This window comes from Novosphingobium sp. KA1 (assembly GCF_017309955.1).
Lineage (GTDB): Bacteria > Pseudomonadota > Alphaproteobacteria > Sphingomonadales > Sphingomonadaceae > Novosphingobium.
Genome location: NZ_CP021247.1, coordinates 227186 through 247084, shown reverse-complemented (window position 1 = coordinate 247084; position 19899 = coordinate 227186). Strand labels below are relative to the sequence as shown.

Here is a 19899-nt window from a genome sequence, read left to right as displayed (position 1 = left end):
CGTCGGGACCGGTTACCCGATGCCAGTCCGTCATTGATGACGATCAGCAGAGGTAAAGTCCATGTTCTCGGGGTCCATTCCTGCTCTTGTTACACCGTTTCGCGACGGAGCGTTCGATGAACAGGCTTTTCGGCGGCTGGTGGACTGGCAGATCGATTCGGGTTCCTCCGCGCTCGTGCCCTGCGGCACCACGGGTGAAAACTCGACGCTGTCGAACGCCGAACACCACCGCGTGATCGAGGTCTGCGTCGAGCAGGCGGCGGGCCGCGTGCCGGTGATCGCCGGCTGCGGCAGCAACGACACGATGAACGCGCTGCTGCACATGAACTTCTCGAAGAAGTGCGGCGCCTCGGCCGCGCTGCTGGTGGCGCCTTATTACAACCGTCCCAGCCAGGACGGGTTGCTGGCCCACTTCAGCTACCTGGCCGAGCACAACGACCTGCCGATCGTGCTTTACAACGTGCCGGGCCGCACGGTGACCGACCTGCTGCCCGAAACCGTGATCGAACTGGCGCGCCGCTTCCCCGATCGCATCATCGCCATCAAGGACGCCAGCGGCGACCTCAGCCGCGTGACCGACCACCGCATGGGCATCGGCAAGGACTTCTGCCAGCTTTCGGGGGACGACGAACTGGCCCTGCCGTTCAACGCGGCGGGCGGCGTCGGCTGCATTTCGGTGACCGCGAACGTCGCGCCCAGGCTCTGCGCCGAGTTCCAGGCCGCCTGCGCCGCCAACGACCTTGAAGAAGCGCGCCGCCTCAACGACCTGCTCTACCCGCTGCACTACGCCATGTTCGAGGACAGCTCGCCGGGGCCGTGCAAGTACGCGCTGGCGCAAGTCCACGACTGGATCGAGAACGAACTGCGCCTGCCGCTGGTGCCCTGCGGCGAGAAGGCCCGGGTGGCGGTGGACGAGGCACTGGTGCACGCCGGTCTGGTCTGAGCGGCGCGCCATTGGGGACAAGTCGGGACAGGCAAGGGGCGTCGGTGCGAACCGGCGCCCTCCTTGCATCTCCCGGCACCTGCGGTAGATTTCGTGCCGTAACATACGTGTTCGAACCGGGTTCAGGTCATAGGGGGTCAGGTGTTCTTAATCGCGATGGCATTGGCGGCACAGCAGGCCAGTATCGGGGACGTGAAAGTCGACTTGCAGGCCTCGCCGCAGGCGACGGCGAGCGTGGCGGACGGCGTGGAAATTGTCCGCCTGGTGATCGCGCCGGATGGCCGCGCCGCCGGTTGCAGTGCGCGAATTCTGGGCGTCGGCCCGGTGGAGGACCGCGCGAATTGCAAGAAGCTGGCGAAGATGACGGCAACCCCGGCGATCGACCATAGGGGCTCGCGGGTCTACGGGGCCGTCGAATTCAGGCTCATCTGGGTGACCGATCGTCTCACCGGTTCGCGGGCTTCGCCGCCGGCGGGCGCGGCGGACCTCTACCTGCCGCTGCAGCGCATCCCCGACGGGCTGCGCCGCCGGGTTGTCGAGCTTCGGCTGGTGGTGGCGTCCGACGGCAAGGTGGAAAACTGCGAGACGGTGACCGGCAGCGGCCGTGCGGCCCTCGACAAGGCGGCCTGCGATGCCGCCGTCTCGGGCGGCGTGGCGCCCTTGAAGGACGCGTCCGGAACGCCGGTTCGCGGTGTCCAGAACCTTTCCATCGGCTTCGTGAAACAATAGACGGCAAAAGCCGCCCCGCCGGCAGGCCGCGACGATGCGCAGCCTGCCGGCGGGGGTGTTACGCGGGCCCGTTAATCCGCCGGGTTGTACTTCTGCACGAAACGCATCGTTTCCGAGAGCATGCGCTTGCGTGTCTCCTCGCGCGAGAGCCAGTGGTCCTCGCTGGCCAGCGTCACCATCTCGTAGGGCTTGCCCGCGTCCTTCAGGGCATCGGCCATGACCAGGCTCTGGCGATAGGGGACCACGGTGTCGTCCTTGCCATGGATCAGCAGCACCGGCGCGTCGGCCTTGGCGGCAAAGCGGCGCGGCGAGATCGCGTCAAAGCCCGAGGGATCGCCAAGCTGCTGGCGCAGCACCTTGCGGGTCATCTGCGAACCCAGGTCCTCGCGCACTTCGGTATCGTACATCAGCCGGATATCGGTGACGCCCGCCACCGCCACGGCGCACTTGTAGAGCCCCTGTTGCAGCGTCACCCCCGCCAGCGCCGCATAGCCGCCATAGCTGGCGCCGACGATGCAGGCGCGCCTGGGGTCGGCGATGCCGCGCTTCACCAGTTCGGCAAGGCCGTCCGAGATGTCGGTCTGCATCTTGCGGCCCCACTGGCCGTCCCCGGCATGGCGGAAGGCATCGGTGCGGCCGGTCGAACCGCGGAAATTGGGCTGGAACACCGCGTAGCCGCGTGACGCAAAGGCCTGCGCCCACCAGTCGAACCCGGGCCTGTCCTCGCTCGCCGGGCCGCCGTGGGGCAGCACGACGACCGGCAGGTTCCTGGCCGGGCGGCCCGGCGGCAGGGTCAGCACGCCGTCCATCTTGAGGCCGTCGGCGGCGGTATAGTCCACCATCGAGATCGGCCCGACCTGCTCGGGCTTGATCAGCGGGCGCTCGTAACCGAACGGGCCGGCGCTGCGGGCGGGCACGTCGACAAGGTACCAGGTGCCGCTGTCCTTGTTGCCGCCGGTGCTGAGGAGGACTTGCGAGAAGTCCGGGGTCCAGTCCACCAGGCGGGGGTTGCGACCGGCGAAGGCCCTCAGGACCTTGTCGAGCGCGACCTGCTTGGCCGGATCGTACATCACCGTCTTGGGGCCTTCGGCATCGGTGCGGTAGCCGAGCAGGCGGCCGGTCGCGCGGTCGACAAAGATGCGGTCGATCTTTGCGTCGGCGAAGATCTCGTTGGCGTCACCGCCTTCCAGCGGCACTTCGTACCAGTGCGACACGCCTTGGCTGTCGTCGATGGTGTAGATCGCGGTGGTGCCTTCCTTGCCGAAGCAGAGCAGCCCGACATGGCCGGTGGGATCGACCCCGCGCGCCAGTTCCAGGCCCCCGGGGGCGATGATCCTCCAGTTGCCGTTCACTTCCATGTCGAGCGTGACGGCGACTTGCCCGCTGCCGTCCACCAGCCAGTCGCGCTCATGATTTTCGGCGGCCGGGGTCGCGGCCACGCGCGGGCGGTTGGTCTTGAGGTCGACGGCGTAGAGCGTGGTGCGGGCATGCCTGGCAAAAGTGTCGCCCTCCATGGACTTGGAGAGCGCGATGCCGCCGAAAAAGCCCACCGTCTTGCCGCCGATCGTGCGGATGCCGTAGCGGCCGCGCGTGGTGTCGGCGACTTCCGGCGTCTTGCCGAACAGGATCCCGGGCTGCCCGCCCCTGAGCGGAATCAGGAACGTGCCGGCCAGTTCGTACTTGTCCGCCGTGAAGCCGGACATCGCCACGGTGGCGCTGGTGGTGAGCAGCATCGTCTCGTTGTCCGCCCATTCGATCGCGCGGACCTTGCCGTCGCCGGTCGCGGCATTGACCAGCGGCTTGCCCGTCTCGTCGACGACGAGCAGCCGGCGCTGCCCGTCGATCCGGCTGATGCTGGCGATGTTGCGGCCATCGGGTGACAGCGCGGCATCCTCGATCCTGGGCAGTTCGCCATAGGCGTCGAGCGGCGGCGGTGCGGAAACGGCGGGCTGGGCCGCGGGCTGGGTCACGGGCTGGGCGGCAGGCGGTAATGCCGCGCTGCCGTCCGCGGCCAGCGCGGGCTGCGCGGCCAGAATCGGCGTGATGATCGAAGTGAGCGCCGCCAGCGCCCATCTGCCCCGTGTCGTCATTTTCAAGAATATTCCCCTGGCCGGACCTTGTTTCCGGATGGCCGCATTGTTTCCGCAACCCGCCCGGAACAGCAAGCGCCCCAATTCGCGATTGCACGATTAGGTCGTAAACTCAGCAACGGCGCCATCGAGGCGCCCAAATGGCGAACAGCTCGGGCCGAAGGTGCCGCCGGGCGGGCTGGTTGCCCGTCCAAGGCAGCTTCGGTTCGAGATGGAAGCCAGTTGGGCGTCCCTGCGGGATTTGACCAAAATGGCCCAGCGCTGCGTCGGGAAGTCTTGAAATATCGACATATTCCAGCGCCTTCCCTCCTGCCGCTGAGCCATTTTGCTTCAAACCTCGATGGCGCCGTTGCTGAGTTTACGACCTAAATAGCTGTTACGGGGCGACTTTTAGCGTTTTGGCGAGACCTGACAGTGATTTTCATCACGGCTGGGGCGGGATTTGCGGGGGCATCCATGGGCTTTACCGTCCGCACGGTCGCAAATCGCGCAAACGGGCGTTTCCTTTTGCCGCGTGAATCCCTAAATGCCGCTTCGATATGGCACGTCCGCAGCACCCCACATTCGACAAGAAGAAGTCCGTCGCCGAGAACCGCCGCGCGCGCTTCGAGTACCACATCGACGAGGTCTTCGAGGCCGGCATCGTCCTGACCGGTACCGAGGTGAAGTCGCTGCGCTTCGGCGAGGGCTCGATTGCCGAGGCCTATGCCGAGATCAGGGGCGGCGAGTGCTGGCTGGTCAATTCCAACGTGCCCGAATTCAGCCACGGCAACCGCTTCAACCACACGCCCAAGCGGCCCCGCAAGCTGCTGCTCAAGGAGCGCGAGATCGCCCGCCTGCAAGGCTCGGTGGAGCGCAAGGGCATGACCCTGGTGCCGCTCTCGGTCTATTTCAACGGACGCGGGCGCGCCAAGGTCGAACTGGCGCTGGCCAAGGGCAAGAACGCCGCCGACAAGCGCAATACGATCAAGGAGCGCGACTGGAAGCGGGAACAGGGCCGCATCCTGCGCGAGCACGGGTGAGCGCGCTGCTCCACCGCCTCGGCGCCTGGCTTCACCGCCAGATGCCGACGCACGCGCAGCTGGAGGCGAACCGCTTCACCGCGCCCTTCACGCGGCGCCCGGAACTGTTCCGCTTCACCCGCCGCTCGGTGCCGCGCGGGGTGGCGGTGGGCATGTTCATCGGCATCTTCGCGCTGATCCCGGGCGTCCAGATCGTCGGCGCGGCGCTGATGTGTGTGCCGCTGCGCGGCAATATCCCGCTCGCCGCCGCGATCACGTTCGTCTCCAATCCGGTGACGACCCTGCTCATCATCCTGCCGCTGGCCGTGGCGATCGGCAACAGCTTCGGTTACCATGCCGATATCGCGACCGTGGAGGTGATGGTGCGGGAAGGCGCAAGTCTGGCGCAGTGGCGGGGCTGGATGCTGTCGGACACCGCGCCGGCAGTGGTGATCGGCCTGTTCGTCCAGTCGGTGGTCGCCGCCGTGGTCAGCTATTTCCTCACCATCTGGTTCTGGCGCTACTGGATCGGCCACAAGCACCGCGCCCGTCGCCACCGCTCGCTGTTCCGCAACGCCTTGCCGGAGGATGCGGCGGGCGAGGGTGACCGGGAAGGCATCGTATGACCGCAGGCCGGAAGCGCATCGGCGCAGGTTCCGGCATGCCGCGCAGCCCGCTCGGCGACGTGGGCGTGGTCGGCGCGGCGCTTGCGATCAGTGTCCTGCTGGTCTGGCTGGTGAGCGGGGACGGGCTGCTGGCGGCGGTGCTGGCCGGTGCCCTGCTGGTCTTTGCCGCGCTCGCCTGGTCGCTGGCGCGGCGCCGGGTGGCCGAGGCCGAAGTCGAGTTCGCGCTGCCCGACTGGTCGGTGACGGTCGCCGCGATCGACCGCGAGGATGTGGCCATCGCGCTGACTGATCGGGCAGGGCGGCTCACGTGCGCCAATTCCGCCTACGAAAGCTGGTTCGGGGTCGGCCATGATCCCTCGCGGCTGCCGATCGGCGAGGCGGCGAAGGAGCCGATCGCCGAACTCGTCCGCACCGTCTGGCGCGACGGACAGGCCAGCACCCTGGTGCGCGGCGGGATGGCGGGCTCGGGGGCAGGTGCGGGCACGGGCGCGACCGAGGCCGACTGGCGCATCGACGTGCGCCGTGCGGGGCGCGGCGAGGATTTCCTGGTCTGGCGCATCCAGTCGGTCAACGCGGTCGATCTGGTCGGCGACGTCGCCCGCCAGATCGGCGGCAAGCTGGGCGAGGGGCTGGCCCGCTCGGGCATCTGCGCGGCGCTGGTCGATCCCGACGGCACGATCCGCGCCGCCAGCACCGGCTTCGCGCAGCGCGCGGCGGGTGATCCGCAGGCCGACCTGACCGGGCAGGACTTCGTCGCGATGCTCAGCCAGGAAGAGGGCGAGCGGATCGGCTGGGCCCGCGATGGCGGGCGCGGCGGGCCGCTGGTGCTCTATCACGTGCCGGTGGCCGATCCCGCTCTTCCCGGCGAACCCGATCCCGATACGACGCCCTCGCTGATGCTGGTGGTCGATGCCGCCCAGGGCATCGGCACGGGCAGCAGCAGCAGCGCGGCCTCGCCCCATCTCGAGGCGCTGATGAGCCAGCTGCCGCTGGGCCTCGCCATGGCCGACCGCGACGGCCGCCTGCTGTTCGCCAACCCCGCCTTCATGCGCGCGGCGGGGCGCGAGGGGCAGCATCCGCCGACTTATCCGATCGACCTGGTCACCCGCGAGGACAAGCGCGCGCTGTCCGAGGCGATCCGCCGTTATGCGCAGGGGCCCGCCGCTGCCGGCGACATCGCCGTGCGGCTGGCCGCGCTGCCCGAGGATCCGGTCTCGCTCAGCCTTGCCGGGGTGCGGGGGCTTGGCGAGGCGGCGGTGCTGCTGGGCCTGACCGACACTTCGGAGGAGACCCGCCTCAAGCGGCAGGTGGCGCAGGCCACCAAGATGCAGGCGGTGGGCCAGCTCGCCGGCGGCGTCGCGCATGACTTCAACAATGTGCTGACCGCGATCCTGGGCACCTGCGATCTCATGCTGATGCGCCATACGCCGGGCGATTCCGACTATGACGACATCCAGCAGATCCGCGCCAACTCCAACCGCGCCGCCTCGCTGACCCGCCAGCTGCTGGCCTTCTCGCGCCAGCAGACGCTGCGCCCCGAAGTGCTCCAGTTGCCGGACGTGGTGGCCGACGTCTCGCAGATGCTGCGCCGCCTGATCGGCGAGAAAATCCAGCTGGTGGTCACCCACGACCGCGATCTCGGGCCGGTGCGCGCCGACCCGACGCAGCTGGAACAGGTGATCGTCAACCTGGCCGTCAACGCCCGCGACGCCATGCAGATGAAGAAGGGCAGCGACGGCTCGGGCACGCTGACGCTGGCTACCCACCGGGTGACCACCACCGACGTGCGGGCGATGCGCAGCGAGATCATCCCGGCGGGCGACTATACCGCACTGATCGTGGAAGACACCGGCGGCGGCATCCCGCCCGAGCATCTGGGCAAGATCTTCGAGCCGTTCTTCACCACCAAGGAACAGGGCAAGGGCACCGGCCTCGGCCTTTCCACCGTCTACGGCATCGTCAAGCAGTCGGGCGGCTTCATCTTCGCGGAAAGCGAAGTGGGGCAGGGCACGCGCTTTGTGGTCTATCTGCCGGTCCATCACATGGCCCCGGGGGAGATCGCCTTGCCCGCCGCCAAGGACGAACCGGCGCCCAGCAAATGGGCGGGCGGCGGCTCGATCCTGCTGGTCGAGGACGAGGATCCGGTGCGGGTGGTCGCCGAACGCGCGCTGACCCGGCAGGGTTATCAGGTCACCTGCGCGCGCGACGGCGAGGAAGGCCTCGAGTGCGTGCAGCAGGGCGGGCGCTTCGATCTGGTCGTCTCCGATGTCGTCATGCCGACGCTGGACGGCCCGGCGATGGCGCGCGAGATCCGCAGAATCGCGCCGGGGCTGCCGGTGCTGTTCATGTCGGGTTATGCCGAGGAGCAATTGCGCAAGGAAATCGGCATCGCCAACGCCTGGTTCATGCCCAAGCCCTTCTCGGTTCAGCAGCTTTCCGAAAAAGTCGGGGATGTTCTGGCGCGAACGGCCTCTCATTAAAAAACGGAAAACTGCCAAAGTTCCCCTCTTGTTCTACGTGAACAAAAGCGATACATCCCCTCGCGTGACGTTGACCTTTCCGGTGATGCCGGTAGCAAAGGGGAAGTGAAATGGCTGCTCAGCTCAAGCTGATCCAGGAAGGCAAGGAAAAGGAAGCGATGGACCGTCAGAAGGCGCTCGAAGCCGCCCTCGCGCAGATCGACAAGGCATTCGGCAAGGGTTCGGCGATGAAGCTGGGCTCCAAGGAAGCGATGCAGGTCGAGGCGATCTCCACCGGTTCGCTCGGCCTCGACATCGCGCTTGGCGTCGGCGGCCTGCCGCGTGGCCGCGTGATCGAGATCTATGGCCCGGAAAGCTCGGGCAAGACCACGCTGGCGCTGCACTGCATCGCCGAAGCGCAGAAGATGGGCGGCACCGCCGCCTTCATCGACGCCGAACACGCGCTCGATCCGGTCTATGCCAAGAAGCTGGGCGTCAATATCGACGAACTGATCGTCTCGCAGCCCGATACCGGCGAGCAGGCGCTGGAAATCACCGATACGCTGGTCCGTTCGAACGCGATCGACGTGCTGGTGGTGGACTCGGTCGCCGCGCTGGTTCCCCGCGCCGAAATCGAAGGCGAGATGGGCGATAGCCACGTCGGCCTCCAGGCCCGCCTGATGAGCCAGTCGCTGCGCAAGCTGACCGGCTCGATCAGCCGCTCGCGCTGCCTGGTGATCTTCATCAACCAGCTGCGCATGAAGATCGGCGTGATGTACGGCAACCCGGAGACGACCACGGGCGGCAATGCGCTCAAGTTCTACGCCTCGGTCCGCCTCGACATCCGCCGCACCGGCGCGATCAAGGACCGCGACGAGGTGGTCGGCAACGCCACCCGCGTGAAGATCGTCAAGAACAAGGTCGCCCCGCCGTTCAAGCAGGTCGAATTCGACATCATGTACGGCGAAGGCGTCTCGAAGATCGGCGAGATTCTCGACCTCGGCGTCAAGGCCGGCATCGTCGAGAAGTCCGGCGCGTGGTTCAGCTACGATTCGATCCGCATCGGCCAGGGCCGCGAGAACGCGAAGACCTACCTCAAGCAGAACCCCGAAGTGTGCGACCGCCTCGAAAAGGCGATCCGCGCCCGCACCGAAGGCCTTGCCGAGGAAATGATGGTCGGTCCCTCGGCGGAAGACGACGCCGAATAAGCCCGGCGGTCTTCTCAGGCATGAAAATGCCCCGGTCCCGCAAGGGCCGGGGCATTTTCGTTTAAAAATTGGAGTTGAACGTAAAAATCACCGTCGCCCTCGCGAAGGCGGGGGCCCCGCTTCCTTCTCGCGACATCGCCGAAGAAAGCGGGGCCAGCCCTCAGGCGTAACGCGAACGCACCAGCTTCTCGAGCACCGCAAGGGGCAGGGCGCCCTTCAGCAGCACCGAGTGGAACGCCCTGGGGTCCCACTTGTCGCCCGCCTTGGCGCGGGCCTCGTCGCGCAGCTTCACCCACATCGTATGGCCGATCTTGTAGCTGCAGGCCTGACCCGGCCAGACGGTGTAGCGGTCGATCTCGCCCTGGCTGCGGCCGCGGGCGATGCCGGTGGTGGCGATCAGGAAGTCGGTCGCCTTCTCGCGGCTCCAGCGCTTGGCATGCATGCCGGAATCGACGACGAGGCGCGTCGCGCGGAACAGCAGCGATTGCAGGTAGCCGACCTGGCCCAGCGGATCGCCGTCGAACATGCCCATCTCGTCGGCCAGCTGTTCCGAATAGAGCGCCCAGCCTTCGCTGTAGCCGCTGAAGCCGCCGCGGCGGCGGATCATCGGGATGTCCTGCGATTCGAGCGCGAGCATGACCTGCAGGTGATGGCCCGGCACCGCCTCGTGGTGCGTCAGCGTGGCGAGGCCGAACTTCGGCCGGTCGAAGGTATCGCGCAAGTTGATGTAGTAGATCGCCGGGCGTGAACCATCGAGCGAGGCGTTCTGGTAATAGCCGCCCGGGGCGCCGGCCTGAATGGCGGGCGGCACGCGGCGCACTTCCACCGGGGCCTTGGGCAGGACTGCGAACTGCTCGGGCAGGCGGGGCTGCATCTTGAGGATCTGCGCGTTGAGTTCGGCCAGCAGGGCGGCGCGGCCCTCGTCGGTATTGGGGAAAAGCTGGTCCGGCCGCTGGTTGAGCGCCACAAGCCGCTCGCCGACGGTGCCCTGGCTCATGCCCTGCGCCTTGAGGATACCGTCGATCCGGCCGCTGATCTCAGCCACCTGATCGAGACCCATCTGGTGGATCTCGTCCCCGCTGAGGCGCACCGTCGTTGCCGCTTCGGCGGCCGAGGCATAATAGGCATCGCCATCGGGCAGGCGCCACACACCGGCCTCATGCGTGGCCTTGGCGCGCAGCTGGGTGACGAGCGCGCGCTGGCGGTCGAGCGCCGGGAACACCTTCTCTGCCACGACTTTCGCCGCATCGGCCGCGCGGTCCGCAGGCAGGCCCGCCTTGGCCAGCTTGGCGGCAAAGCCGGTGACAAGGCCGGTTTCCGCAGCCGGCTTGTCGCGCAGCGCGGCGAACTGCTTGAGCGTCGTGTCGAGAATATAGTCCGGCGCGAAGACACCGCGCGCGGCATCGGCGCCCTGGCGCTCGGTTTCCTGATCCAGAACCGTGGCGAAAGCGCCGAGGCGCGCCACATAGGCATCGGCGTCGGCGGCGTCCTTCACCCGGTGCTGGGTGTCGAGGAAGTCCGGCACGTCCTGATAGGCGCCGGAGAGCTGGCTGATCAGGTACGGTGCGAAGCGGCCGCCGCTGGAGCCGTAGGTGAAGGTCTCCTGCCCGGCGATCGAGCGTTCGAGCTGGTAGGTGACGACATCGTAGTCGAGCGCGGCATCCTCGCCGAGACCCGTGCGGCCGATCGCCTTGATCGAGGCCAGTTCCTGCCGCGAACGGGCAAGGTCCTTCGCGCTATCGGCGGCACTGCGGCCGGAAAGCTGCGATTTCAGAGCCGCGTTCTTGCCGGTGTCGAGGCCGAGGCGGGTCGCGCCTTCGGGGCTTTGCGTCAGGCGGTCATTGAAGATCGTGTAGAGCAGCGTGCGCAGTTTCTGGTCTGCGGGTTTGGCCGAAGCGGCGGCAAAGGCGGCGGACGGAAGCCCGGCGGCCAGTGCGGCCACGCTGGCCTGCCCCAGGAATGAGCGGCGATCCATGAAATTTCCCCTTGTTGAGGCGTGTCTTGACGGTGGTGCGACCCTTGTCGCGCGCACCCTAGGACGGGGCCGGGAGCAAAGGCAATCCTGAGGGTATACGATTTTGCGCCGCTTTCCGGGCGGCGCGCAAGGCCGCGCGCAGGGTGGCGTTCCCGCCACGGCGGGCGGGATATCGCAATTCCCGAACAGTCTGACTGCGGTATCCCGCTTGCCGAGCCTGCGCGCCTGCATTATCGGCGCCTCATGCACACGACCAACGAGATCCGCCGGTCCTTCCTCGACTACTTCGCCCAGAACGGCCATGAGGCCGTTCCGTCAGCGCCGCTCGTGCCGTACAACGACCCGACGCTGATGTTCGTGAACGCGGGCATGGTGCCGTTCAAGAACGTGTTCACGGGCCTTGAAACCCGTGCCACGCCGCGCGCCACCTCCTCGCAGAAGTGCGTCCGCGCCGGCGGCAAGCACAACGATCTCGACAACGTCGGCTACACCGCGCGCCACCACACCTTCTTCGAGATGCTGGGCAACTTCTCGTTCGGCGACTATTTCAAGGAACAGGCGATCACCCACGCCTGGACCCTGCTGACCAGGGAATGGGGCCTCCCGGTCGAGAAGCTGCTGGTCACCGTCTATCACACCGACGATGAAGCCTTCGACCTGTGGAAGAAGATCGCCGGCCTGCCGGAATCCAAGATCATCCGCATCCCCACCAAGGACAACTTCTGGGCGATGGGCGACGAGGGCCCGTGCGGCCCGTGCTCGGAGATCTTCTTCGACCACGGCGACCACATCTGGGGCGGCCCTCCGGGATCGCCGGAAGAGGACGGCGACCGCTTCATCGAGATCTGGAACCTCGTGTTCATGCAGTTCGAGCAGTCGGCCGGCGAGATCGTCGGCAACCTGCCCAAGCCCTCGATCGATACCGGCATGGGGCTGGAGCGCATCTCGGCGGTCATGCAGGGCGTGCATGACAACTACGACATCGACACCTTCAAGGCGCTGATCGCCGCGTCGGAAAGCCTGACCGGGGTTGCCGCCGAGGGCGACAGCCGCGCCAGCCACCGCGTCATCGCCGATCACTTGCGCTCGACCTCGTTCCTGCTGGCCGACGGCGTGCTGCCCTCGAACGAGGGCCGCGGCTACGTGCTGCGCCGCATCATGCGCCGCGCCATGCGCCATGCGCACCTGCTGGGCGCCAAGGAGCCGCTGATGCACCGTCTGGTGCCCGCGCTGGTGGCCGAGATGGGCCAGGCCTATCCGGAACTCGGCCGCGCCCAGCCGCTGATCCAGGAAACGCTGGAGCGCGAGGAAGTGCAGTTCCGCCGCACGCTGGCCAACGGCCTCAAGCTGCTCGACGAAGCCACCGGCACCATGGGCGAGGGCGGCGAGCTGCCGGGCGAGACCGCGTTCAAGCTCTACGATACCTACGGCTTCCCTTACGACCTCACCGAAGACGCGCTGCGTTCGCGCGGCATCGCGGTGGACCGCGCCGGCTTCGACGCGGCGATGGCGCAGCAGAAGGCTGCCGCGCGCGCCGCATGGAAGGGCTCGGGTCAGGCCGCCGACAGCGAAGTCTGGTTCGACATTGCCGAGCGCGAAGGCGCGAGCGAGTTCACCGGCTATACCTCTACCCTTGGCGAAGGCCAGGTGGTGGCGCTGGTGAAGGACGGCAAGGAAGTCACCTCCGCCGCTGCCGGTGACCAAGTGACCGTGCTGACCAACCAGACGCCGTTCTACGGCGAATCGGGCGGTCAGGTCGGCGATGCCGGCACGATCACCACCAATGCGGGCCTGAAGATCGCGGTTGCCGATACGGCCAAGCCGCTGGGCCGCCTGCACGCGATGACCGGCACGGTCGAGGCAGGCACGATCAAGGTCGGCGATGCCGTCAACCTCACCGTCGACGTGGCGCGCCGCGATGCCGTGCGCGCCAACCACTCGGCCACGCACCTGCTGCATGCGGCGCTGCGCGGCCGTCTGGGCGGCCACGTCACCCAGAAGGGCTCGCTGGTCGCGGCCGAGCGGCTGCGCTTCGACTTCTCGCACCCGACCGCGCTCTCGGCCGAGGACATTGCCGCGATCGAGGCGGAAGTGAACGCCGAGATCCGCGCCAACGACCCCGTGCTCACCCGCCTGATGACGCCGGAAGACGCCATCGAGGCCGGCGCCATGGCGCTGTTCGGCGAGAAGTACGGCGATGAAGTGCGCGTGCTGTCGATGGGCACCACCTCGAAGGACGCCTCGGGCGAGCATACCTATTCGGTCGAGCTTTGCGGCGGCACCCACGTGCGCGCCACCGGCGACATCGGCATTTTCCGCATCGTTTCGGAAAGCGCGGTGTCCTCGGGCGTGCGCCGCATCGAGGCGCTGACCGGCGAAGGCGCGCGCCAGTGGCTGGTCGCCCGCGAGGACGCGCTCAAGAGCACCGCCAGCGTGCTGCGCACGACGCCGGAAGAAGTCGAGGCCCGCGTCACCGCGCTGATGGACGAGCGCAAGAAGCTGGAGCGTGAACTCGCCGAGGCGAAGAAGGCGCTGGCGCTGGGCGGCGGCTCGGCCAGGGCGGAAAACGCCGACGAGACGATCAACGGCGTGACCTTCTCCGGGCAGGTGCTCGAAGGGCTCGACCCCAAGGACCTGCGCGGCCTGCTCGATCAGGCCAAGCAGCGCATCGGCTCGGGCGTGGCCGCGATCGTCGCGGTCAATGAGGGCAAGGCGGCGATCGCCGCTGCCGTCACCGATGACCTCACCGGCACGATCAGCGCGGTCGAGCTCGTGCGCAAGGGCGTCGAAGCGCTCGGCGGCAAGGGCGGCGGCGGCCGCGCCGACATGGCGCAGGGCGGCGGCCCCGACGGCGACAAGGCTGCCGAGGCCATCGCCGCGGTCAAGGCGGCGCTGGCGGGGTGAGCTTGCATATGCCGAGGCGTGGGCCGGGGCGAAATCGGCCCGGCGCGGCCCGCCCCGGCTTTCGCCCCGGCTTTCGCCCCGGCTTTCGCCCCGGCTTTCGCCCTGTCTTTGGCCTTGTTTTTTGCGTTACCTTCTTCTGCTCCGCGCCGCCCTGTGTGGCGGCGCAGGCGACCGCGTTTCCGGAAGGCATCTTCAGTTCGGTCCATGAATCGCGCGAGACCGGCGATCTTGGTGGGTTGGAGCTTCGGCTGTTTCGCAGTGACGAAAGGCTGATGGCCGAAGTCGTGCTGTGCGAGGGCTGGTGCAACGTGTCGCACATCGTGCCGGTCAGGCTTGTGGATGGGCGGTATCGGCTCCGGTTTGTCGAGCATTATGAAGGCTCGGGCGGCGGCGATGATCTCATTACCGAGGTTGAACTGCTACCGGCCGGGAACGCGTTTCGGGCACGGCTGTCATCGCCGGGGCAGGCGGAGGCATCGTCCTGGGATGACGCATTCCGGCTGCGCCCCCTGAAGCATCCTTACGGCCTTGCCGTGGCGCATCGCGGCGGCGAACCCGGTACCCCATGACCCCGATCCCCACCCTGATCGCCGGGATCGCCGAGGAACTGCGTTTTGCCGACAATCGCGGCAAGGTGGCGAACTATATCCCGCCGCTGGCCTTGGTGCCCGACACCAGGTTCGGGATCGCGGTGGTCATGGCCGACGGCACCGTGCACACGGCTGGGGATGCCGAGGAGCCGTTCTCGATCCAGTCGATCTCGAAAGTCTTTGCGCTGACGCTGGCGCTCGGCGCGGTGGGCGACCAGCTCTGGCAGCGGGTCGGGCGCGAGCCTTCGGGCAGTGCGTTCAACTCCATCGTCCAGCTCGAGACCGAGCACGGCATCCCGCGCAACCCCTTCATCAACGCGGGCGCCATCGTCGTGTGCGACGTGCTGCTCGGGCGGCTCCAGCCGCGCGAGGCGATCGGGCAGATGCTGCGTTTCGTGCGCGAACTGGCGGGCGACGATACCATCGCCATCGACGAGACCGTGGCCCGCGCCGAGCAGGACAGCGGCTTCCGCAACAAGGCGCTGGCCAACTACATGCGCGCCTTCGGCAATATCGAGGGTGAGGTCGACCTGGTGCTGGGCACCTATTTCCACTTCTGCGCGCTCGCCATGTCGTGCCGCCAGCTGGCGATGGCGGGGCGCTTCCTGATGGGCGGCGGGGTGTCCGACGGTCACCGCGTCATCACCGAGAAGCGCGCGCGGCGCATCAATGCGCTGATGATGTCCTGCGGCCACTACGACAATTCGGGCGACTTCGCCTACCGCATCGGCCTGCCGGGCAAGTCGGGGGTGGGCGGCGGCATCCTCGCGGTGGCGCCGGGGATCGCCAGCATCGCGGTCTGGTCGCCCGGGCTCAACGCCAGCGGCAATTCGCAGCTTGGCCAGCTCGCGCTGGAGCGGCTGGTGCAGCGCACCGGCTGGTCGGTGTTCGAGCCGCGCGTTTCGGAAGGTCTGTAAAAAGCCGGGCGCCGCCCTTGCCAAGCCTTTGGCGAGATTGCAGGTTCCGCGCCATCTTTTGAGATCCCCGGGGGACTACCATGATCGATCGCATGTCTACCGCGCGCCGTGTGCGCGGCTCGCTGGCGCTGGCGCTGCTGCTTTGCACGAGCGGTCTGGCCACGAGCGCACTGGCCGCGCCTGCACAAGCCCAGGCGCCCGTCGCCGCAGCGCCCTCCGCGGCGGAAACGCAGCTTCAGGCGGTGCTGGACGCGCACTGGACGTGGACGCTGACGATCAATCCCTTCCTTGCCTCGACGCTGGGCGACCACGGCGCCGACGGCAAGATGCCCGACATGAGCCTTGCCGCCGCCGACCGCAACGCGGCGCAGGAGCAGCGCTTCTACGACCAGCTCGCCGCCATTCCCGATGCGCAGCTGTCGGAAGGCGGCCGCACCAACAAGGGCGTGCTGATGCGCATGCTCAAGGACGACATCGACGGCAACCGCTTCGGCGAGCGGATGATGCTGTTCACCACCTACTCGAACTGGGCGCAGGGTTTTGCCGATCTGGCGAACTCGCTGCCGCTCAACGACAAGGCGGACTACCAGTCCTATCTCGACCGTCTTGCCCAGTTCCCCAGGTACAACGGGCAGGCGCTGGAGATCAGCAACCGCGCCATTGCGGAGGGCTATGTGCTGCCGTGCGCGGTGCTGGGCAATACCGCGCAGACGCTCTCCGGCCCGGTGGAGGGCAGGCCCGAGGACACCCGCTTCTACGCGCCCTTCACCCGCACCCGTCCGGCCTCGATCAGCGAGGCGGAGTGGAGCGCGATGCAGGCCCGTGCGGTCACCATCATCCGCGACACCCTGACGCCCGAATACCGGGGGCTGCGCAAGTGGTTCGAGGCGAAATACCAGCCCGCCTGCCGCAAGAACGACAGCGCCTCCACGCTTCCGCAGGGCAAGGAATGGTACGCGCTGCAGGCCCGCATCCACACCACCACCGACCTCACGCCCGACCAGATCCACCAGATCGGCCTCGACGAAGTGAAGCGCATCACCGCGCGCATGGACGCGGTGGCGGCCAAGGCGGGCTATGCCAACCGCGCCGATTTCATTCGCAAGATCCAGACCGACCCGCAGTACTTCGCCAAGTCTCCCGAGGACCTGCTGGCGGTCGCCGCGCTGCAGGCCAAGCGCATCGACGGCATGATGCCGCGCTATTTCGGCAAGCTGCCGCGCCTGCCTTACGGCATCAAGCCGATCCCCGCCGAAACCGCCGAGGGCACGACCACCGCCTATTATTTCCCCGGCTCGCCCGAGGCGGGGATCGCGGGCAATTACTATGTCAACACCTCGAAGCTGGACCAGCGCCCGCTCTGGGAACTGCCCGCGCTCACCGCGCATGAGGCGGTGCCGGGGCACCACAACCAGATCGCGCTCCAGCAGGAGCAGGACCTGCCGCCGGTCCGCAAGTACGCGGCCGGTTTCACCGCCTTTGTCGAGGGCTGGGGCCTCTATTCCGAGTATCTCGGCGAGGAGATGGGCCTCTACGATACCAACGAGAAGATGATGGGCCGCCTGTCCTACGAGTTGTGGCGCGCCTGCCGTCTGGTCGTGGACACCGGCATCCACGCCAAGGGCTGGGACAAGGCCCGCGCGGTCGCCTTCATGAAGGCCAACACCGCGCTGACCGACGCCAATATCGACGCCGAGGTGAACCGTTACATCTCCTGGCCGGGTCAGGCGCTGGGCTACAAGATCGGCGAGATCCGCATCCGCGAACTGCGCGGCAAGGCGGAAAAGGCGCTGGGCGACAAGTTCGACTTGCGCGCCTTCCACGATCTGGTGCTGTCGCAGGGGCCGGTGCCGCTCGACGTGCTCTCGGCCTCGGTCGACCGCTGGATCGCGGCGAAGAAGGCGGCGTGACGGAAAGGAGAGGGCGGGGCCCGACCCGCCCTTTGTGTTGAAGGGCCATGGCCGATACCCCGCTCAAGACCGCCTTCGCGCCGGTAACCGACGCGGACACCCGCGTGCTGCTGCTGGGCAGCCTGCCCGGCGAGAAATCGCTGGCAGCGGGTGAATATTACGCCAATCGCGGCAATGCCTTCTGGTGGCTGCTGGGCGAGGTGCTGGGCGAAAAAGACCTCGCCGCCACGCCTTATGCCGAGCGGCTCGCCCTGCTGCTGCGCCGTCATGTCGGCCTGTGGGACGTGATCGAAAGCGCGCGGCGGCAGGGCAGTCTCGACACCGCCATTCGCGAGGCGACGCACCGCGATCTGGCCGCTTTTGCTGCAACGCTGCCGTCTCTGCGCCTGATCGGCTTCAACGGCGGCAAGGCGGCCAGGGACGGGCGGCGGCAGCTATCCGGTAGCGAAAGCCGCTGGGCGCTGCTCGACCTGCCGTCATCCAGCGGGGCCCATGCCAGTATGTCGAAAGCGGCCAAGCTGGCGGCGTGGCGGCAGATCGAGGGGTATTTGGCTTAGGGCGAATGTGGTGTTTGGGGCGGCTTTTTGCGCCACCATTGCGGTTAACGGTATCCAGACGGGAGAGGCTTGGCTGGAGGAGCCTGCAACGAACATCGGCGCTCCGCGTCCTCAACCCGATTATAAGAACCTGCAGAATTACGTCGAAGCCTCCAGGTGCGTGGCTCAGACGGCTCCGCCATGTGTTGAATGGACCTGACAGCCAACCGAGAAGATTTTACCGTTCCTTCAAGGACCTTTTTGACCTCGATTTCAAGGGCGTAGGGAAACGTAAAATTTATGAAGCCCTTGCGTTCACGGACTTCGCCCCTGTGTTGACTGACGATACTTCCTACAATCTTTACGTCGTAACACTCCGCATGGGCATTGGCAGTTCCTGCGGCCAGAAGAAACGCCGCCAGCGGCGCGGCGGATGAAAAGCGGACTAGGGATAGCATCTTGGCAACGTACCCGACCTCATGTCCGTTTCGCATCCAAAATCGACATCGCCACCCGCTCAGGCTGGGCCGGTCAAAGCCCCCGGCGGGCGTGGCGCAGCGCCTCCCCATGTTTCGACAAGCTCGGCATGGGCGGGATGACGGCAACGTGCCCGGTCCCGGCCGATCAGTCCCCCGCCTTGCGGTCGGCATAGGGCTTCATCACCGCATAGGCCGCGTCCGTGGCCTCCTGAGGCAGCGTTTCGAGGTAGCGCAGCGCTTCCTTGTAGGTGAGGAACGGCTGGTCATCGACCACAACCGGCGTGGTGCGTCCGTTGAAGATACGGCGCAGCAGCCGTTTCTGGGTGCGCCCCAGCGTGCCGGGTTCGACGGGGGCTTCTGCCGGAGTTTCGGCGGGGTTTTCGTCTTCGCTCATCGTATGTTCCGAAAAAGGAGCGCCTCTGGACCAATTGGCCGGGCTTGTTAACGGGTTTCTTGGGAAAGGCGCTTGGCAAGCGCGGCATGGAAGGCGGCGGGATCGTCGACCCGGAAGGCGAGCGCGCGGATCGGCGGGCGTTCCCGCAGCAGGGGTTTTCGCGCGACGGGGCGGGCGAGGCGGACGATCACGTTGGGCCAGGCCAGCAGCGCCATGTTGCGCGTGGTCGCCGCGTTCACTTCGGCGGCGGTGACTTCGGGCGCGAGCTGCGCGATCTCGGCAAAGGCGATGCGCTGCTCGGCCAGCACGCCGCTGCGGACCGTCAGGCCGTCCGCGGTCAGCAGGATCGGGCGCAGGCGCAGCGAGCGGATCAGGCCGACGAAATAGAGCAGCGCAACGATGCCCAGTTCCAGCAGCAGGTTGGCCACGCGCGGGCTCCACAGCCGCAGCACCACGTCCATCACGCCGATCTCGATCGCCTGCAAGGCCAGCAGCACGGCCATCATCGGCGCGAGATGGCGGTGGTAGGCAAAGGGCAGGGCGGCCGCAGGTACGTCCGGTTTTGCGCGCCAGCCGGTCAGGGCCAGGCGCAGCACGGTCACTTCGGCCATGGCCAGGCGCCATAGCGGCTCGGGCACGATCTGCATTGCCGCGCGGTGCCAGCGCTCGCCGGGAGCGCCGCCGCGCCATGCTTGCCCCGCGCGCAGCAGCGACCAGCCGGTGTGGAGCAGGACCGTCAGGATCAGCGCCACCCAGATCGCGGGCATCGCGCCAAGCCCCATGCGCACCGCAGGCGGCGCGCCGAGCAGGACCACCAGCGCCGCTGCCGCCAGCCGCGCCAGCACGGCTTGCCGCGAGGGGTGATGATCCGTGCTGCGCGCCATCAGCGAGAGCACCAGCGTATCGGCGGCGATCCACACGAACAGCAGCGCGGCGATGCGGGGGTGGCGCCAGGCAATTTCGCTGTGCCCGGCCAGTTTCGCCAGCGCTATGGCGAGGAGCGGAAACGCCAGCCATGCAAGATTCTGCGCAAGGTTCTGCAAGGGCTTGTGTGCGGCTGCGGTCCTCGTCGCTGGCATCGGTTTCTCCTGAAAGTTCAGCGTCCGTTTGAAAAATGCCCAAATGGGCATTTTGGGGA

At 67.4% G+C, this 19899-nt stretch carries 15 protein-coding genes; 11 read left to right on the top strand and 4 right to left on the bottom strand.

Annotated features, from left to right (window positions below; translation table 11 throughout):
• Positions 1-61: 61 nt before the first annotated feature.
• Complete coding sequence (dapA, locus tag CA833_RS01295) at positions 62-943, top strand: 4-hydroxy-tetrahydrodipicolinate synthase (protein ID WP_142632671.1); 882 nt, start codon at positions 62-64, stop codon at positions 941-943.
• 192 nt (positions 944-1135) lie between these two features.
• On the top strand, positions 1136-1672 hold the full coding sequence (locus tag CA833_RS01290) for an energy transducer TonB (protein WP_207078973.1): 537 nt from the start codon (positions 1136-1138) through the stop codon (positions 1670-1672).
• A 71-nt stretch (positions 1673-1743) separates the two neighbouring features.
• Here the strand turns inward: CA833_RS01290 and CA833_RS01285 are convergent, their stop codons facing one another.
• Positions 1744-3762: a S9 family peptidase gene (locus CA833_RS01285; RefSeq protein WP_207078972.1), complete on the bottom strand. Its 2019-nt coding sequence runs from the start codon at positions 3760-3762 to the stop codon at positions 1744-1746.
• A 539-nt stretch (positions 3763-4301) separates the two neighbouring features.
• Here CA833_RS01285 and smpB point away from each other — a divergent pair.
• From smpB to recA, 4 genes are all read left to right on the top strand, one after another.
• On the top strand, positions 4302-4784 hold the full coding sequence (smpB, locus tag CA833_RS01280; RefSeq protein ID WP_142632673.1) for an SsrA-binding protein SmpB: 483 nt from the start codon (positions 4302-4304) through the stop codon (positions 4782-4784).
• Entirely contained in the window at positions 4781-5389 is a 609-nt protein-coding gene (locus tag CA833_RS01275) for a DUF2062 domain-containing protein (RefSeq protein WP_207078971.1), read from the top strand. The genes smpB and CA833_RS01275 overlap by 4 nt, the downstream gene beginning before the upstream one ends.
• Positions 5386-7869, top strand: a complete 2484-nt coding sequence (locus CA833_RS01270) for an ATP-binding protein (RefSeq protein WP_242526208.1) — start codon at positions 5386-5388, stop codon at positions 7867-7869. Before CA833_RS01275 ends, CA833_RS01270 begins: the two co-directional genes overlap by 4 nt.
• Positions 7870-7979: 110 nt before the next feature.
• Complete coding sequence (gene recA, locus CA833_RS01265; protein ID WP_142632675.1) at positions 7980-9056, top strand: recombinase RecA; 1077 nt, start codon at positions 7980-7982, stop codon at positions 9054-9056.
• Between the two features lie 160 nt (positions 9057-9216).
• On the opposite strand, the gene CA833_RS01260 is transcribed toward recA, so the two are convergent.
• Positions 9217-11031: a DUF885 family protein gene (locus CA833_RS01260; protein ID WP_207078970.1), complete on the bottom strand. Its 1815-nt coding sequence runs from the start codon at positions 11029-11031 to the stop codon at positions 9217-9219.
• A gap of 243 nt (positions 11032-11274) precedes the next feature.
• Between CA833_RS01260 and alaS the strand changes: the two genes are divergently transcribed.
• The 5 genes from alaS (at position 11275) to CA833_RS01235 (ending at position 17909) form a co-directional block, all read left to right on the top strand.
• Complete coding sequence (alaS, locus tag CA833_RS01255; protein ID WP_207078969.1) at positions 11275-13935, top strand: alanine--tRNA ligase; 2661 nt, start codon at positions 11275-11277, stop codon at positions 13933-13935.
• Between the two features lie 155 nt (positions 13936-14090).
• The gene (locus CA833_RS01250) at positions 14091-14504 is read left to right on the top strand and encodes a hypothetical protein (protein ID WP_207078968.1); all 414 of its coding nucleotides are present in this window, start codon (positions 14091-14093) and stop codon (positions 14502-14504) included.
• Positions 14501-15442 (top strand): glutaminase, encoded by a 942-nt coding sequence (locus tag CA833_RS01245; protein WP_142632679.1) that lies wholly within the window; start codon positions 14501-14503, stop codon positions 15440-15442. The genes CA833_RS01250 and CA833_RS01245 overlap by 4 nt, the downstream gene beginning before the upstream one ends.
• 80 nt (positions 15443-15522) lie before the next feature.
• Complete coding sequence (locus tag CA833_RS01240; protein ID WP_242526207.1) at positions 15523-17352, top strand: DUF885 family protein; 1830 nt, start codon at positions 15523-15525, stop codon at positions 17350-17352.
• Between the two features lie 47 nt (positions 17353-17399).
• Positions 17400-17909 carry a DNA-deoxyinosine glycosylase gene (locus tag CA833_RS01235; protein WP_207078967.1) on the top strand — a complete coding sequence of 170 codons (510 nt, stop codon included), beginning with the start codon at positions 17400-17402 and terminating at the stop codon, positions 17907-17909.
• Between the two features lie 603 nt (positions 17910-18512).
• On the opposite strand, the gene CA833_RS01230 is transcribed toward CA833_RS01235, so the two are convergent.
• Both CA833_RS01230 and CA833_RS01225 read right to left on the bottom strand, forming a co-directional pair.
• Positions 18513-18761: a hypothetical protein gene (locus CA833_RS01230; RefSeq protein WP_242526206.1), complete on the bottom strand. Its 249-nt coding sequence runs from the start codon at positions 18759-18761 to the stop codon at positions 18513-18515.
• 47 nt (positions 18762-18808) lie between these two features.
• Positions 18809-19840, bottom strand: a complete 1032-nt coding sequence (locus CA833_RS01225) for a hypothetical protein (protein WP_207078966.1) — start codon at positions 19838-19840, stop codon at positions 18809-18811.
• Positions 19841-19899: the final 59 nt, after the last annotated feature.